The following is a 14,119-nucleotide window of genomic DNA, read 5'->3' as shown; positions in this document are numbered from 1 at the left end:
GATGCAGCCATGACTGAAGGGATGATGACAATGAAGATGATAAAACGTTTTCCGCTGACCGGCCTGCTGGTGTGCTGTGTGATAACCACCTCCGGCTGCTCCAGCATGATGTCGCACTCCGGCGGCAGTCAGGGTTACTATCCTGGCACCCGCGCCAGTGCCAAAATGCTGACTGATGATGACACGGGCTGGGTGCTGAAGCCGCTGGCGCTGATCGATCTGCCCTTCTCTGCCGTGCTGGATACGCTGCTGCTGCCGTGGGACTACTTCCACGCCGGTGAGGACAAACGCAGCTCCTCACCGCGCGAACGCGTGCTGCAAAGTGAAAGAGAGGCCAATACCCAGGCGAGCCTCGCTACGGCTGCTGCGATGCCGGCGTCGCACTGACGCAGAACAGCTGGCGCCAGCCCTCCACTTCACGCATATAGGCGATCTGTTTTCCGTCCGGCGACCAGACCACTGCGTCGCCGCTCAGCGCGGCGGCAGTGACCGGCGTCAGTGGCGTACAGCGACCGTCTGCCATTTCGCAGCGCATTACGCGGTCGGCACAGATAAAGGCGACGGCATCACCCTGCGGATGCCAGCTGAACGCAGACTGGATACTGCTGCTGAGCCGGGTGATCTGCCGCGGCTCACCGCCGTTGGGCGACACGCTCCAGAGCTGAATAATGTCCTGCTCATCGGCCAGCAGAAAGGCAATCGCGCTGCCGTCTGGCGCCGCGCGCAGCCAGTGACGCGGCTGCAGCGCCAGACCCCGGGTATGCGTCAGCCGCCGCTGCTGCACCCCTGCCGGCGGTGCCGGCATCCGGGTATCGCTGCCCTCCAGCGGCGAGCTGCCGGGACGGGCGTAATCAGCCAGCGCGTCCGGTAAATCCACGATAAACACCTCCGGCACCTTCTGCCCGCTGGCGCTGCGCGTGTCGCCGATAAAGGCGATAGCCCAGCGCTGCCAGCTGCCGTCAGCTTTCTGATAGCCGCGATCGCCAATCCAGCACTCTTCATAAGCGCGATCGATCGCATCGCTGCCGGGCTGCGGGTCGCGCTGCGTCTGGCTGATCAGCACGCAGTAGTGGCTGCCATCATACTCACGCGGATGTTTTTCAGCCGGACAGACCGGATGCAGCGGCACGGCCACGCCGACGTTGCGCAGATCCTCGCGGCTGTCGCGCTCATGCAGCACATGATCGTTGTAAGTAAAGCTGAGGCGGGTGCCGTCCGGGCTAAAGACATGCACATGCGATCCGCCGCGCAGCGCGCCCGGCGTATAGGGCGCGGTAATATCGCAGGCGTCCAGCGTCTCCGCATGGCCATTCTGCACGATCACGCCACGGCGATGGTGAAAATCGTAATGCCAGTGCGCATCAGGATGTTCCGGGCCATGAATAAAGACGTAGCGCGGCGGCAGGTCGGGGCTTACGGTCACCACCCCAACGTGAGCCCCGTCGCGCGCCTGATAGAGAAGCTCAACGGCGCCCGTAAAGACGTTAACCCGCTCAATGGTCAGGCCGGTAAAAGAGGCGCCGGAGGGGCGCACATCAAACGCCAGCCACTGGCTGTCGGCGGTCCAGACGTTGATATTGGTCAGCTGGTGATGACGCTGCGCGAAGGTAAGCTGTTTTTCTGACATGGGATGCTCTTACAGATAACCGATGCGCTCACGGTACGCGATTCAGCTGTACAAAGCAGCTATTTTGCCGCAGGTTGCACCGGAGCTGCCTGCGGCTCATGTTACAGCACCAGCTCTTCTATAGCGTGCGCAACGCCATCTTCCATATTGGTTTTAGTCACGAACTGAGCGATCTTTTTCACTGAGTCGATGGCATTACCCATCGCCACGCCGGTGCCGGCATACTCAATCATCGCCAGATCGTTCTCCTGATCGCCAATCGCCATCACTTCTGACTGCTGCAGGCCGAGTTTTTCCGCCAGCATCTTCACGCCATAGCCTTTGTTCACCAGCGGGTTGAGGATCTCCAGAAAATAAGGCGCGCTTTTCAGGACGGTGTAGCTCTCCTGCATGCGCGCTGGCAGCCTGGCAATCGCTTTATCCAGCAGCGCCGGCTTATCGATCATCATAATTTTCGGGAAGCGCGTCGCCGGATCCATCTCTTCAACCGCACGATAGCGCACCGGAATACCGGTCAGGCTGGCTTCATGAATGGTGTATTCGCTGATGTCTTTATTGGGGGTATAGAGGGACGATTTGTCGAACGCCTGAAAATGCACGCCGAGTTCGCGCGCCAGCTGCTCAAGATAGAGGTAATCATCAAAGCTCAGCGTTTTCTCAGCCACCACGTCACCGCTATCGGCCTTGTGCGCCAGCGCACCGTTATTGCTGATGCAGTACTGACCCGGCTGGCGCAGATCCAGCTCCATCAGATAGCGCTCAACGCCGACAAACGGGCGGCCGGTCGCCAGCACAATCGACACGCCCTTGTCGCGCGCGCGCCCAATCGCTGTTTTTACCGCCGGAGTGATTTCGTGCTGCGGATTCAGCAGCGTGCCGTCCATATCGATCGCAATCAGTTTTATCGCCATAACGTCCTCGGTTAATTCAGGGTCTGACTTTCATGCTAGCGCGATTCAGCTCTCATTGACCAGTTTATCGGCGCGGCGGATCGCAGATGCGGTGGGCGGCAGATTCCGGATCGCTATGCTGGCCATATACAGGCGGCTGAATAGTTGACCATATAAGTGATTGCTTATAAATTTATATAAGCAATCACTTATAGGACGATTGCAGTATGTGGGAAATTATATTTTCCAGTCACTTTAAAGACTGGTTGCTATCACAGGAAATAAACCTGAAAAAGCGTCTTGCCGCAGCGCTTCTGAACCTTGAGCACTATGGGCCCCTGCTGCCCAGGCCTTATGCCGATACCGTTCACGGTTCCAGTTATCACAATATGAAGGAACTCAGAATTCAGTATGCAGGCCAGCCAATAAGAGTTTTCTATGCTTTTGATCCTGAAAGAAAAGCGATTGTACTCTGTGCTGGCAATAAGCGCGGGGATAAGCAGTTTTATCAGCGCATGATTGCCCTTGCAGACCAGATTTTCACCAACCACCTCGAACATGCTGAGGACAGGAACACATGAGCGACCTGAAGAAATTTCTCGATACGACATTTTCTGCCGCTGAGAGAGTGGAAATTCAGCAGCAAGCTGATGAATTAATACTGGAAACCGGCCTGCAGCTATTAAGGGAAGAATTGCAGTTGTCGCAACGGAAAGTGGCTGAAGCCATGGGTGTGAAGCAGCCGCGGATCGCACAAATTGAGCAGGGCGGAGCCGATCAGCGGTTAATCACGATTAAACGTTATATCGAAGCGATGGGCGGCAGGCTGAGCCTGGTGGTTGAGATGCCGGATGGTGCAGGAGAAAGGACTTTGCGGATATAAAAAACCCCTCCCGGGCGGGAGGGGTCAGAGCGTATCAGATATCGATGTTAGCGGCTTTCAGCGCGTTCTCTTCGATAAAGGCGCGACGCGGCTCCACCGCATCGCCCATCAGCGTGGTGAAGAGCTGATCGGCAGCAATCGCATCCCTGATGGTGACGCGCAGCATACGGCGGCTGTCCGGATCCATGGTGGTTTCCCACAGCTGCTCCGGGTTCATCTCGCCCAGCCCTTTATAGCGCTGAATGGAGAGACCACGGCGCGACTCTTTCACCAGCCACTCAATCGCCTGCTCAAAGCTGGCAACCGGCTGACGACGTTCGCCGCGCTCGATGTAGGCATCTTCTTCAATCAGGCCGCGCAGCTGCTCGCCCAGCGCACAGATTTTGCGATACTCCGGGCCACCGATAAACTCGCTATCCAGCGGGTAGTCGGTATCCACACCGTGGGTGCGCACACGCAGTACCGGCTCAGCCAGCTGCAGCTCACGATTTTCGCGTACCTGTGCCACATAGGTGCTGCCGTGTGCTTCACGCTCGTTAAGATACGCTACCAGCGTTTCCAGCCAGCTGCTGACGGCGGCGGTATCATCCAGCCCTGCCAGCGTTGGATGGTAAACCAGCGCATTAAGCAGGGCTGCCGGGAAGCGACGCTCCATGCGTTTGATCATCTTCTGCGTACTGTTGTACTCCGCGACCAGGCTCTCCAGCGGCTCACCGCCCAGCGCCGGTGCGCTGGCGTTGGTGTGCAGCGTAGCGCCGTCCAGCGCGATGGCGATCTGATACTGATCCATCGCGTCGGTGTCTTTAATATACTGTTCCTGCTTGCCTTTTTTCACTTTAAACAGCGGCGGCTGCGCAATGTAAACGTGGCCGCGCTCAATGATTTCCGGCATCTGACGGTAGAAGAAGGTCAGCAGCAGCGTACGGATATGTGAGCCATCGACGTCCGCATCGGTCATGATAATGATGCTGTGATAGCGCAGTTTATCCGGGTTGTACTCATCGCGGCCGATACCGCAGCCCAGCGCGGTGATCAGCGTGGCGACTTCCTGCGAAGAGAGCATTTTATCGAAACGCGCTTTCTCTACGTTGAGGATTTTACCCTTCAGCGGCAGAATCGCCTGGTTTTTACGGTTACGCCCCTGCTTCGCCGATCCGCCTGCAGAGTCACCCTCCACCAGGTAGATTTCAGAGAGCGCCGGATCGCGCTCCTGACAGTCTGCCAGCTTGCCCGGCAGGCCGGCCAGATCCAGCGCGCCTTTGCGGCGGGTCATCTCACGCGCACGGCGTGCTGCTTCGCGCGCGCGCGCCGCATCGATAATTTTGCCTACCACAATTTTTGCATCCGCCGGGTTTTCCAGCAGGTATTCGCTCAGCAGCTCATTCATCTGCTGCTCTACCGCCGATTTTACTTCGGAGGAGACCAGCTTATCTTTGGTCTGCGAGGAGAACTTCGGATCCGGCACTTTCACGGAAACCACGGCAATCAGGCCTTCACGCGCATCGTCACCGGTGGCGCTGACTTTGGCTTTTTTGCTGTAGCCCTCTTTATCCATATAGGCATTGAGCGTGCGCGTCATCGCCGCACGGAAACCGGCGAGATGCGTCCCGCCGTCGCGCTGCGGAATGTTATTGGTAAAGCAGTAGATGTTTTCCTGGAAACCATCGTTCCACTGCAGCGCCACTTCCACACCGATGCCATCTTTCTCGGTAGAGAAATAGAATACGTTAGGGTGAATCGGGTTTTTGTTGCGGTTCAGATACTCCACAAACGCCCTGATGCCGCCTTCATAGTGGTAGTGATCGCTCTTGTCATCACGCTTATCCTGCAGGCGAATAGAGACGCCGGAGTTCAGGAACGACAGCTCACGCAGGCGTTTGGCAAGAATCTCATATTCAAAATCGGTGACGTTGGTAAAGGTCTCGTGGCTTGGCCAGAAGCGTACGCGCGTACCGGTCGTCTCGGTATCGCCGGTAACCGCCAGCGGCGCCTGCGGCACGCCGTGCACGTAGGTCTGCTGATGCACTTTGCCGTCGCGACGAATGGTCAGCTCCAGCTTCTGCGACAGGGCATTAACCACGGAAACGCCAACGCCGTGCAGGCCGCCCGACACTTTGTAAGAGTTGTCATCAAACTTACCGCCGGCGTGCAGAACGGTCATGATCACTTCCGCCGCCGAGACACCCTCTTCCGGGTGAATACCGGTTGGAATACCGCGCCCGTCATCCTGCACCGACACGGAGTTATCCGCGTGGATAGTGACCACGATGTCACTGCAGTGTCCGGCGAGCGCTTCGTCGATGGCGTTATCCACGACCTCGAATACCATGTGATGCAGACCGGTGCCGTCATCCGTATCGCCGATATACATACCCGGGCGTTTGCGTACCGCATCAAGCCCTTTCAGGACTTTGATACTTGAGGAGTCATAAGAATTCGACATCAACGTTTCTCGCTCATTTAATCTTCAGGTTGAACCGCTATTTTACCCTGTTCCACGCGGAACATCTTGCCCTTTTCGTCGCTCATATCGATTACATGCTCTGTGCCAATAGCACTGACAAACACCTGAGCCTGCGTGGCTTTCAGCCGCTCAGCCAGCAGTCGCCGGCGCGTGTCATCCAGCTCGGATGCGAAGTCATCAATCAGGTATAAACAGCGACGTCCGCTGCTGCGCGTCAGGTACTCACCCTGCGCTAAACGCAGGGCGCACATCAGCAGCTTCAGCTGTCCGCGTGAGAGTAAATCTTCTACCGGCGTCCCTTCAGCACGAATGCGGAAATCCGCTTTGTGCGGGCCGCTGGCGGTGTAGGTAAGCGCGCGATCGCGCTCAAAATTGCGCTCCAGCAGATCGCCATAGTCGCTCTCTTTATCCCAGCCGCGCTGGAAAGAGAATGACAGGGCAAACTCAGGCAAAAACTGGCTGCAGGTCGCGGTGATCTCACTGGCGATGGCCGCGCTGTACTCCGCGCGCCAGGCGCTGATCTGCGCGGCCAGCGGCACCAGCTCCTGATCCCACGGACGAATCTGGCTGTAGCGTGAGGCCTGACGCAGCGCCGCGTTACGCTGCTTCAGCAGGCGACGCAGGTTGCTCCAGGCGATAAAAAAACCGGGATAAGCATGAAAACAGCCCCAGTCGATATAGGCTCTGCGGTATTTGGGGCCGCCGTTGAGCAATGTAAACCCCTCAGGCGTAATCAGCTGCATCGGCAGCAGCTGCGCCAGCTCGGCCACTTTATGCCCGTCGCTGCCGTCAATCCGCACCTTGCTGTCGCCGGCGCGGTTTTTGGTCAGCCCCACCGCCAGCGCGCGTTCACCGCCGCCATCAATACGCCCGTGCAGGACAAACGCCTCCTGCTCGTGACGGATCACCCGCCCCGCCTGCAGGCTGCGAAACGCCCGTCCGTGACCCAGCGTATAAATCGCCTCCAGCACGCTGGTTTTACCGCTGCCGTTGGCGCCGACAAGAAAGTTAAAGCCGGGTGCGAGGTCCAGGTCAGCCTGCTCAATATTACGAAAATCTTTAATCAGAAGGCGGGTTAAAGCCATGACGTGTTCCGGGGATCAACGTAGGGGAGCCATTAATGGCTCCCGAAGTGGTGCAAAAATCCGTCAGGTCGGCATAAATGCCGCCCCTACAATCTCATCGGCATGACGACGTATGCCGCAGCTGGACTGGCTACGTCTTCAATCTGTACGCTGGAAACAGAGTCGGTAAGCAGCAGACGGACGTTCTCGCACTTCAGCGCATTCAGCACATCCAGTACGTAGCTGACGTTAAAGCCAATCTCCAGCTCGGTGCCGCTATAAGAGACATCCAGCATCTCTTCCGCCTCTTCCTGCTCCGGGTTGTTTGCCGTGATTTTCAGCTGATTTTCAGTGATGTAGATGCGTACGCCGCGGAATTTCTCATTGGACAAAATAGCCGCACGGGCAAACGCCTGCTTGAGCAGATCGCAGCCCGCCTCCAGCGCCTTGTCCGGATTTTTGGGCAGAACGCGCCGGTAGTCAGGAAAACGACCATCCACCAGCTTAGAGGTGAAGATGAAATCGCCTACGTGCGCCCGAATGTTGCTGCTGCCAATCTGCACGCGCAGCGGGTTCTCACCGCCGTCCAGCAGGCGGACCAGCTCAATGACCCCTTTACGCGGTACGATCACAGAATGGTTTGGCAGCGCCTGACCAATCGGCATGGCGCAGACCGCCAGACGGTGACCGTCGGTTGCAACGGTACGCAGCTCTTCACCTTCGGTCTCAAACAGCATACCGTTAAGGTAGTAACGTACATCCTGATGCGCCATTGAAAACTGCGTGGCTTCAATCAGCCGCTTCAGCGTGGCCTGCGGCAGCGTAAATTCAACCTCGCTTTGCCAGTCATCCAGGTTAGGAAAATCGCTGGCAGGCAGCGTTGACAGTGAAAAACGACTGCGTCCGGAACGCACCAGCATGCGATCGCCTTCCAGCGTAACGCTGATTTCAGCGCCTTCCGGCAGGCCACGGCAGATATCAAGGAATTTGCGCGCCGGCACCGTGGTGGCGCCAGGCTCGTGGGCCTGATTCAGCGCCACGCGCGCTACCATTTCCATTTCCAGATCGGTTCCGGTCAGCAACAACGACCCTTCATTTACCTGCAGCAGCAAATTTCCGAGGATCGGCAGCGTCGGACGTCCGCCAAGCGGACCACTTACCTGTTGCAGGGGTTTCAGCAACTGCTCACGTTCAACAATAAATTTCATATGCGTCAGGAAGATAATGTTCGGATAAGGTTAGAGAAATCTTCTTTGATGTCGTGGCTCTCTTCACGCAGCTGCTCGATTTTTCGGCAGGCGTGCAGCACGGTGGTATGGTCCCGGCCACCAAACGCATCGCCAATTTCTGGCAGACTATGGTTGGTCAGCTCTTTTGCCATCGCCATCGCCATTTGACGCGGCCGCGCCACAGAGCGCGACCGGCGTTTCGACAGCAAATCCGCCACTTTGATTTTGTAATATTCCGCTACGGTTTTCTGAATGTTGTCGATGGTAACCAGCTTCTCCTGCAGCGCCAGCAAATCGCGCAGCGCTTCACGCACGAAATCGATGGTAATGGCGCGTCCGGTAAAGTTTGCATTCGCGATCACGCGGTTCAGCGCCCCTTCAAGCTCACGCACGTTGGAACGCAGACGTTTGGCAATGAAGAAAGCGACTTCACCCGGCAGGCGGATATCGTTCTCATCTGCTTTTTTCATCAGAATGGCCACGCGCGTTTCCAGTTCAGGCGGCTCAATGGCTACGGTCAGACCCCAGCCAAAGCGTGACTTGAGACGATCTTCCACGCCGTTAATCTCTTTAGGATAACGGTCAGAGGTGAGAATGATCTGCTGATTGCCTTCCAGCAGCGCGTTGAAGGTGTGAAAAAACTCCTCCTGCGAGCGCTCTTTATTGGCAAAGAACTGAATATCATCGATCAGCAGCGCGTCCACGGAACGGTAGTAGCGTTTGAACTCTTCAATCGCATTGTTCTGCAGCGCTTTTACCATGTCCTGCACAAACCGCTCTGAGTGCATGTAGACCACTTTGGCGTTGGGTTTACGGGCAATAATGCCATTACCGACCGCATGCAGCAGGTGCGTTTTACCCAGACCCGTGCCGCCATAAAGGAACAGCGGGTTATAGGCACCACCAGGATTATCTGCCACCTGGCGTGCCGCCGCGCGCGCCAGCTGGTTTGATTTACCCTCAACAAAGTTGTCGAAGTTATGGCGGTTGTTCACGTTCGAGCGATAGGTCACGTCCGCAGGTGCCGGCACTGAATCCCAGCTCGGACGCAGCAGCTGTGCCGGTGCCGGACGGGTTTCCACCGGTGCCGGCGCGCTGACGGTGCTGGTCATAACCGGCTGTGCAGCAGCAACCTGCGCCATAGGACGCGTACCCACTTCAAATCGCAGCAACGGCACATTTGCGCCGCAGAATTCGTTCAGCAGCCCATTAATACTGTTGAGGTATTTATCCCGAACCCAGTCGAGTACAAACCGATTTGGTGCATATAAGGCCAGCGTATTGTCGTTTAATTCAGCCTGCAGTGGACGGATCCACATGCTGAATTCGGTGGCAGGTAATTCATCCTGCAAACGGGCAAGACACTGTTGCCAAAGCGTAAGTGACACGGCGGACTCCACTCGTACAAAATCGATAAGAATTTCAGGCGCTAATAATAGAAACTGTCTTTTTTGACACAGGCGGTCAGAAAGCGCCTGCGACCGCTGTCTGCGGTAGTCATCCCCGGCGATCGCAGTGAGGATCGTCAGCGGAAGGGCGGATCATAGCGCAAAGCGCACCAGAGATCTTCCCTTTCTACACAGTTTTGATCCAATTTATCCACAGGGTGTAAAACCTTTGAACAGTTTATCCGTTCTGACAAAAAAGCAAGCGAAGATCGCGCAGCAGACGCGAATTTTTCAGCCGCCGTCGCGTTTTTTTTCCTGTGGATAGCGTGTGCGATCGCAAGAAGATCCTGGACGATCCTTGCGCTTTCCTTTACAGGCCGTATAATTCCCCACCCGGCATTGGCACGTGGTGCATTAATGCCCGGAATCGCGGTGTTTCCGGGTATTCAGGTCCCGCGACCAGCGAAGTAAATTGACTCCGGACTGTACAATTATTACAATCCCGCCTCTTTATTAAAGACACATTGAGGCGTCGGTCGCTTTACTGCCCCGAAAACGCGTCACCCAGTGAAATTTTTCAAGTTTAGGTAGAAATCGCCATGAAACGCACTTTTCAACCGTCCGTACTGAAGCGCAACCGTTCACACGGCTTCCGTGCTCGTATGGCAACCAAAAATGGTCGTCAGGTTCTGGCACGTCGTCGTGCTAAAGGCCGTTCTCGTCTGACCGTTTCTAAGTAATAAAAGCTAACCCTCGTGGTTCAGCTCGCATTTCCCAGGGAGTTACGTTTGTTAACTCCCGCTCATTTCACTTTCGTCTTCCAGCAACCTCTTCGGGCTGGCACGCCGCAAATCACCATCCTCGGCCGCCGCAATTCGCTGGGGCATCCCCGCATCGGTCTTACCGTCGCTAAAAAGCATGTAAAGCGCGCGCATGAACGTAACCGGATCAAGCGATTGACCCGGGAAAGTTTTCGTCTGCGTCAGCATGAACTGCCTGCGATGGATTTTGTTATTGTTGCGAAAAAGGGGATTGCTGACCTCGATAACCGGGCACTGATGGAAGCGTTGGAGAAACTATGGCGTCGTCACTGTCGCCTGGCTCGCGGCTCCTGATCGCACTGATACGCGTTTATCAACGCGCTATCAGCCCTCTGCTGGGACCTCATTGTCGGTTCCATCCCACCTGTTCGCAGTACGGGATTGAGGCCCTGCGCCGTTTCGGCGTGATAAAAGGCAGTTGGTTGACGATTAAACGCGTATTAAAATGCCACCCGCTAAACCCGGGTGGCGACGATCCTGTGCCGCCAAAAACCTTTGATACCAGAGAACATTAACGATGGATTCGCAACGCAATCTCTTTCTCATCGCTTTTCTGTTCGTGTCTTTTATGATCTGGCAAGCCTGGCAGACGGACCACGCTCCGCAGCCACAGCAGACCCAGACCACGCAGAACACAAGCAGCGCAGCGGGTGATGCCGCCACTTCCGGCGTGCCGGCCAGCGGTCAGGGCAAAACGATCACCGTTAAAACTGACGTCCTGTCACTCAATATCAACACGCGCGGTGGTGATATTGAACAGGCTCAGCTGCTGACCTACCCGGATAAACTCGGCTCCGACGCGCCATTCCAGCTGCTGGAAACCACGCCGGCATTTGTTTATCAGGCGCAGAGCGGCCTGACCGGTCGTAACGGCCCGGACAACCCGAACAATGGCGCGCGTCCGCTCTATACTGCCGCACAGGATAGCTTCGACATGGCCGATGGCCAGACTGAGCTGCGTGTGCCGCTGAGCTGGACTGGCGAAAACGGTGTGGTTTATACCAAAACCTTCATCTTCAAGCGTGGCGAGTTCGCGGTTAACGTTGACTACAACATCAATAACACCTCACAGCAGCCGCTGGAAGTGGCGATGTTTGGCCAGCTGAAGCAGACCATCGACCTGCCTAAGCATCGCGACACGGGCAGCAACAACTTTGCGCTGCACACCTTCCGCGGTGCCGCCTACTCCACCAGCGATGCGAAATATGAAAAATATAAGTTCGACACCATCGCTGATAACGAGAATCTGAGCACCACCACCAGCAACGGCTGGGTTGCGATGCTGCAGCAATATTTCGCCACGGCGTGGGTGCCACGTACGCAGGGCAATAATACCCTGTATACCAGCAACCTCGGCAACGGCGTAGCGGCGATCGGCTATAAGTCAGCGCCGGTTACCGTTGGTGCAGGTGCACAGCAGACGCTGGGCGCAACGCTGTGGGTCGGCCCGGAAATTCAGGATAAGATGGCTGCGATTGCGCCGCACCTTGACCTGACCGTGGATTACGGCTGGCTGTGGTTTATCTCTCAGCCACTGTTCAAGCTGCTGAAGTTCCTGCACAGCTTTATCGGTAACTGGGGCTTCTCCATTATCGTCATCACCTTCATCGTGCGCGGCATCATGTACCCGCTGACCAAAGCGCAGTACACCTCGATGGCTAAGATGCGCATGCTGCAGCCGAAGATTCAGGCGATGCGTGAGCGTCTGGGCGATGACAAGCAGAAGCAGAGCCAGGAAATGATGGCGCTCTACAAAGCGGAGAAAGTGAATCCGCTGGGTGGCTGTCTGCCGCTGGTGATTCAGATGCCTATCTTCCTGGCGCTCTACTATATGCTCTCTGGCTCGGTAGAACTGCGTCACGCACCGTTTGTACTGTGGATCCATGACCTCTCTGCACAGGACCCGTACTACATTCTGCCGGTGCTGATGGGTATCACCATGTTCTTCATTCAGAAGATGTCACCGACCACCGTGACCGATCCTATGCAGCAGAAGATCATGACCTACATGCCGGTGATCTTTACCGTCTTCTTCCTGTGGTTCCCGGCAGGTCTGGTGCTGTACTACATCGTCAGCAACCTGGTCACCATTCTCCAGCAGCAGCTGATTTACCGCGGCCTGGAAAAACGGGGCCTGCACAGCCGCGATAAGAAGAAAGCGTAACCTTCAGCCCGGCTGAGCAACAGGTATAATCAAGGGGCGGCATTTATGTCGCCCTGTTTTTTTTCTATTTTTCAGCCCGGCACAGCGCGGGCAAGAGGACGATCATGAGCCACAGCGATACTATCGTTGCGCAGGCAACCCCACCAGGCCGCGGCGGCGTCGGTATACTGCGTATCTCAGGCACCCGGGCAGCAGACGTTGCGCAGGCGCTGCTGGGTAAGCTGCCAAAGCCGCGCTATGCCGATTATCTGCCCTTTACCGATGCAGATGGCAGCGTGCTGGATCAGGGCATTGCGCTGTGGTTTCCGGGTCCGAACTCCTTTACCGGTGAAGATGTGCTGGAGCTGCAGGGGCATGGCGGACCGGTTATCCTGGACCTGCTGCTGAAACGTATTGTCGCCCTCCCCGGCCTGCGTATTGCGCAGCCAGGTGAGTTTTCGGAGCGCGCGTTTCTGAATGACAAGCTCGATCTGGCGCAGGCTGAGGCGATTGCCGATCTGATTGATGCCAGCTCGGAACAGGCGGCGCGCTCGGCAGTGAACTCGCTGCAGGGCGTGTTTTCACAGCGCGTAAATGCGCTGGTGGAGGCGCTGACCCACCTGCGCATCTATGTCGAGGCCGCTATCGATTTCCCGGATGAGGAGATCGACTTTCTTTCCGACGGTAAGATTGAAGCGCAGCTTAATGCGGTGATCGGCGACCTGAATGGCGTACGCGCCGAAGCGCGTCAGGGCAGCCTGCTGCGTGAGGGCATGAAGGTAGTGATTGCCGGACGCCCGAATGCAGGTAAGTCGAGCCTGCTGAATGCGCTGGCGGGACGCGAAGCGGCTATCGTTACCGACATTGCCGGCACCACGCGCGATGTCCTGCGCGAACATATCCATATTGATGGAATGCCGCTGCATATCATTGATACCGCCGGACTGCGCGAAGCCAGTGATGAAGTCGAGCGCATTGGCATCGAGCGCGCCTGGCAGGAGATTGAACAGGCCGATCGGGTGCTGTTTATGGTCGATGGCACCACAACGGACGCCACTGAAGCGGCGGCTATCTGGCCCGACTTTGTGGCGCGCTTACCGGCGGCGCTGCCCATTACCGTGGTGCGTAACAAAGCGGATATGACCGGTGAGACGCTGGGACTGAGTGAGATGAACGGTCATGCTCTGATCCGCCTGTCAGCCCGGACCGGCGACGGCGTGGAAACGCTGCGCGATCATCTGAAACAGAGCATGGGCTTTGCCGGCAACATAGAAGGCGGATTCCTTGCGCGCCGCCGCCATCTGCAGGCGCTGGAGAGCGCCGCCACGCATCTGCAGCAGGGGAAAGCGCAGCTGCTGGGCGCGTGGGCGGGTGAGCTGCTTGCGGAAGAGCTGCGGCTGGCACAGCAGGCGCTGAGCGAAATTACCGGCGAATTTACCTCTGACGATCTGCTGGGCCGTATCTTCTCCAGCTTCTGTATCGGGAAATAAGCGCGTACCGCTCTTTGCCAGTCAATCATACATCTTTGTTATTTGGCTCCCTTTCTCCTTTACAGTATAACGATAGAGGCTGCGTTAAGCGCAGCCTCTATTATTCATGCTAAAAATCGG

Annotated in this window: 14 protein-coding genes; 8 read left to right on the top strand and 6 right to left on the bottom strand. The window is 56.7% G+C overall.

The annotated features are described in order from the left end of the window. The first annotated feature begins 30 nt into the window (after positions 1–30). Positions 31–387, top strand: coding sequence for a YceK/YidQ family lipoprotein (locus FS690_RS13585; RefSeq protein ID WP_223811800.1), 357 nt, complete (start codon positions 31–33; stop codon positions 385–387). Here the strand turns inward: FS690_RS13585 and FS690_RS13580 are convergent. Together FS690_RS13580 and yidA are read right to left on the bottom strand one after the other, a co-directional pair. Next, the gene (locus FS690_RS13580) at positions 356–1,627 is read right to left on the bottom strand and encodes a DUF3748 domain-containing protein (RefSeq protein WP_145339784.1); all 1,272 of its coding nucleotides are present in this window, start codon (positions 1,625–1,627) and stop codon (positions 356–358) included. The two genes, FS690_RS13585 and FS690_RS13580, sit on opposite strands and share 32 nt — an antisense overlap. A 101-nt stretch (positions 1,628–1,728) precedes the next feature. Continuing rightward, on the bottom strand, positions 1,729–2,538 hold the full coding sequence (gene yidA / locus FS690_RS13575) for a sugar-phosphatase (RefSeq protein WP_039381505.1): 810 nt from the start codon (positions 2,536–2,538) through the stop codon (positions 1,729–1,731). 206 nt (positions 2,539–2,744) lie between these two features. Here yidA and FS690_RS13570 point away from each other — a divergent pair, with 206 nt between their 5' ends. Beyond that, a complete protein-coding gene (locus FS690_RS13570; protein ID WP_108570071.1) occupies positions 2,745–3,098 on the top strand; it encodes a type II toxin-antitoxin system RelE/ParE family toxin in 354 nt (117 codons plus the stop codon). After that, a complete protein-coding gene (locus FS690_RS13565; protein ID WP_108570070.1) occupies positions 3,095–3,400 on the top strand; it encodes a helix-turn-helix domain-containing protein in 306 nt (101 codons plus the stop codon). Before FS690_RS13570 ends, FS690_RS13565 begins: the two co-directional genes overlap by 4 nt. 34 nt (positions 3,401–3,434) lie before the next feature. On the opposite strand, the gene gyrB is transcribed toward FS690_RS13565, so the two are convergent. The 4 genes from gyrB to dnaA all read right to left on the bottom strand — a co-directional run bounded on the left by gyrB (position 3,435) and on the right by dnaA (position 9,545). Then, positions 3,435–5,843 carry a DNA topoisomerase (ATP-hydrolyzing) subunit B gene (gene gyrB / locus FS690_RS13560; RefSeq protein WP_039381501.1) on the bottom strand — a complete coding sequence of 803 codons (2,409 nt, stop codon included), beginning with the start codon at positions 5,841–5,843 and terminating at the stop codon, positions 3,435–3,437. Positions 5,844–5,860: 17 nt separating this feature from the next. Beyond that, positions 5,861–6,949 carry a DNA replication/repair protein RecF gene (gene recF, locus FS690_RS13555; RefSeq protein WP_071668250.1) on the bottom strand — a complete coding sequence of 363 codons (1,089 nt, stop codon included), beginning with the start codon at positions 6,947–6,949 and terminating at the stop codon, positions 5,861–5,863. Positions 6,950–7,035: 86 nt separating this feature from the next. Beyond that, positions 7,036–8,136 carry a DNA polymerase III subunit beta gene (dnaN, locus tag FS690_RS13550; RefSeq protein WP_039381494.1) on the bottom strand — a complete coding sequence of 367 codons (1,101 nt, stop codon included), beginning with the start codon at positions 8,134–8,136 and terminating at the stop codon, positions 7,036–7,038. A 5-nt stretch (positions 8,137–8,141) separates the two neighbouring features. Continuing rightward, positions 8,142–9,545, bottom strand: coding sequence for a chromosomal replication initiator protein DnaA (gene dnaA, locus FS690_RS13545; RefSeq protein WP_145339783.1), 1,404 nt, complete (start codon positions 9,543–9,545; stop codon positions 8,142–8,144). A 599-nt stretch (positions 9,546–10,144) separates the two neighbouring features. Here dnaA and rpmH point away from each other — a divergent pair. The 5 genes from rpmH (at position 10,145) to mnmE (ending at position 13,999) form a co-directional block, all read left to right on the top strand. Continuing rightward, on the top strand, positions 10,145–10,285 hold the full coding sequence (gene rpmH, locus FS690_RS13540) for a 50S ribosomal protein L34 (protein WP_003849659.1): 141 nt from the start codon (positions 10,145–10,147) through the stop codon (positions 10,283–10,285). Between the two features lie 15 nt (positions 10,286–10,300). Continuing rightward, on the top strand, positions 10,301–10,660 hold the full coding sequence (rnpA, locus tag FS690_RS13535) for a ribonuclease P protein component (protein WP_071668251.1): 360 nt from the start codon (positions 10,301–10,303) through the stop codon (positions 10,658–10,660). Next, a complete protein-coding gene (gene yidD / locus FS690_RS13530; RefSeq protein ID WP_071668252.1) occupies positions 10,624–10,881 on the top strand; it encodes a membrane protein insertion efficiency factor YidD in 258 nt (85 codons plus the stop codon). The genes rnpA and yidD overlap by 37 nt, the downstream gene beginning before the upstream one ends. Positions 10,882–10,883: 2 nt before the next feature. Then, positions 10,884–12,530 carry a membrane protein insertase YidC gene (gene yidC / locus FS690_RS13525; protein WP_065647883.1) on the top strand — a complete coding sequence of 549 codons (1,647 nt, stop codon included), beginning with the start codon at positions 10,884–10,886 and terminating at the stop codon, positions 12,528–12,530. A gap of 104 nt (positions 12,531–12,634) precedes the next feature. Continuing rightward, on the top strand, positions 12,635–13,999 hold the full coding sequence (gene mnmE, locus FS690_RS13520) for a tRNA uridine-5-carboxymethylaminomethyl(34) synthesis GTPase MnmE (protein ID WP_145339782.1): 1,365 nt from the start codon (positions 12,635–12,637) through the stop codon (positions 13,997–13,999). Positions 14,000–14,119: the final 120 nt, after the last annotated feature.

This window comes from Pantoea sp. PSNIH1, assembly GCF_007680655.1.
GTDB lineage: Bacteria > Pseudomonadota > Gammaproteobacteria > Enterobacterales > Enterobacteriaceae > Pantoea > Pantoea eucrina.
Note: the sequence above shows the minus strand (reverse complement) of the source record. Positions and strands in the feature narration are given on the sequence as shown.

Bases quoted from the DNA above. Each gene is read 5' to 3' on its own strand.
- FS690_RS13585 (WP_223811800.1), top strand. From the start codon at position 31: ATGAAGATGATAAAACGTTTTCCGCTGACCGGCCTGCTGGTGTGCTGT.
- FS690_RS13580 (WP_145339784.1), bottom strand. From the start codon at position 1,627: ATGTCAGAAAAACAGCTTACCTTCGCGCAGCGTCATCACCAGCTGACC.
- yidA (WP_039381505.1), bottom strand. From the start codon at position 2,538: ATGGCGATAAAACTGATTGCGATCGATATGGACGGCACGCTGCTGAAT.
- FS690_RS13570 (WP_108570071.1), top strand. From the start codon at position 2,745: ATGTGGGAAATTATATTTTCCAGTCACTTTAAAGACTGGTTGCTATCA.
- FS690_RS13565 (WP_108570070.1), top strand. From the start codon at position 3,095: ATGAGCGACCTGAAGAAATTTCTCGATACGACATTTTCTGCCGCTGAG.
- gyrB (WP_039381501.1), bottom strand. From the start codon at position 5,843: ATGTCGAATTCTTATGACTCCTCAAGTATCAAAGTCCTGAAAGGGCTT.
- recF (WP_071668250.1), bottom strand. From the start codon at position 6,949: ATGGCTTTAACCCGCCTTCTGATTAAAGATTTTCGTAATATTGAGCAG.
- dnaN (WP_039381494.1), bottom strand. From the start codon at position 8,136: ATGAAATTTATTGTTGAACGTGAGCAGTTGCTGAAACCCCTGCAACAG.
- rpmH (WP_003849659.1), top strand. From the start codon at position 10,145: ATGAAACGCACTTTTCAACCGTCCGTACTGAAGCGCAACCGTTCACAC.
- yidD (WP_071668252.1), top strand. From the start codon at position 10,624: ATGGCGTCGTCACTGTCGCCTGGCTCGCGGCTCCTGATCGCACTGATA.
- yidC (WP_065647883.1), top strand. From the start codon at position 10,884: ATGGATTCGCAACGCAATCTCTTTCTCATCGCTTTTCTGTTCGTGTCT.
- mnmE (WP_145339782.1), top strand. From the start codon at position 12,635: ATGAGCCACAGCGATACTATCGTTGCGCAGGCAACCCCACCAGGCCGC.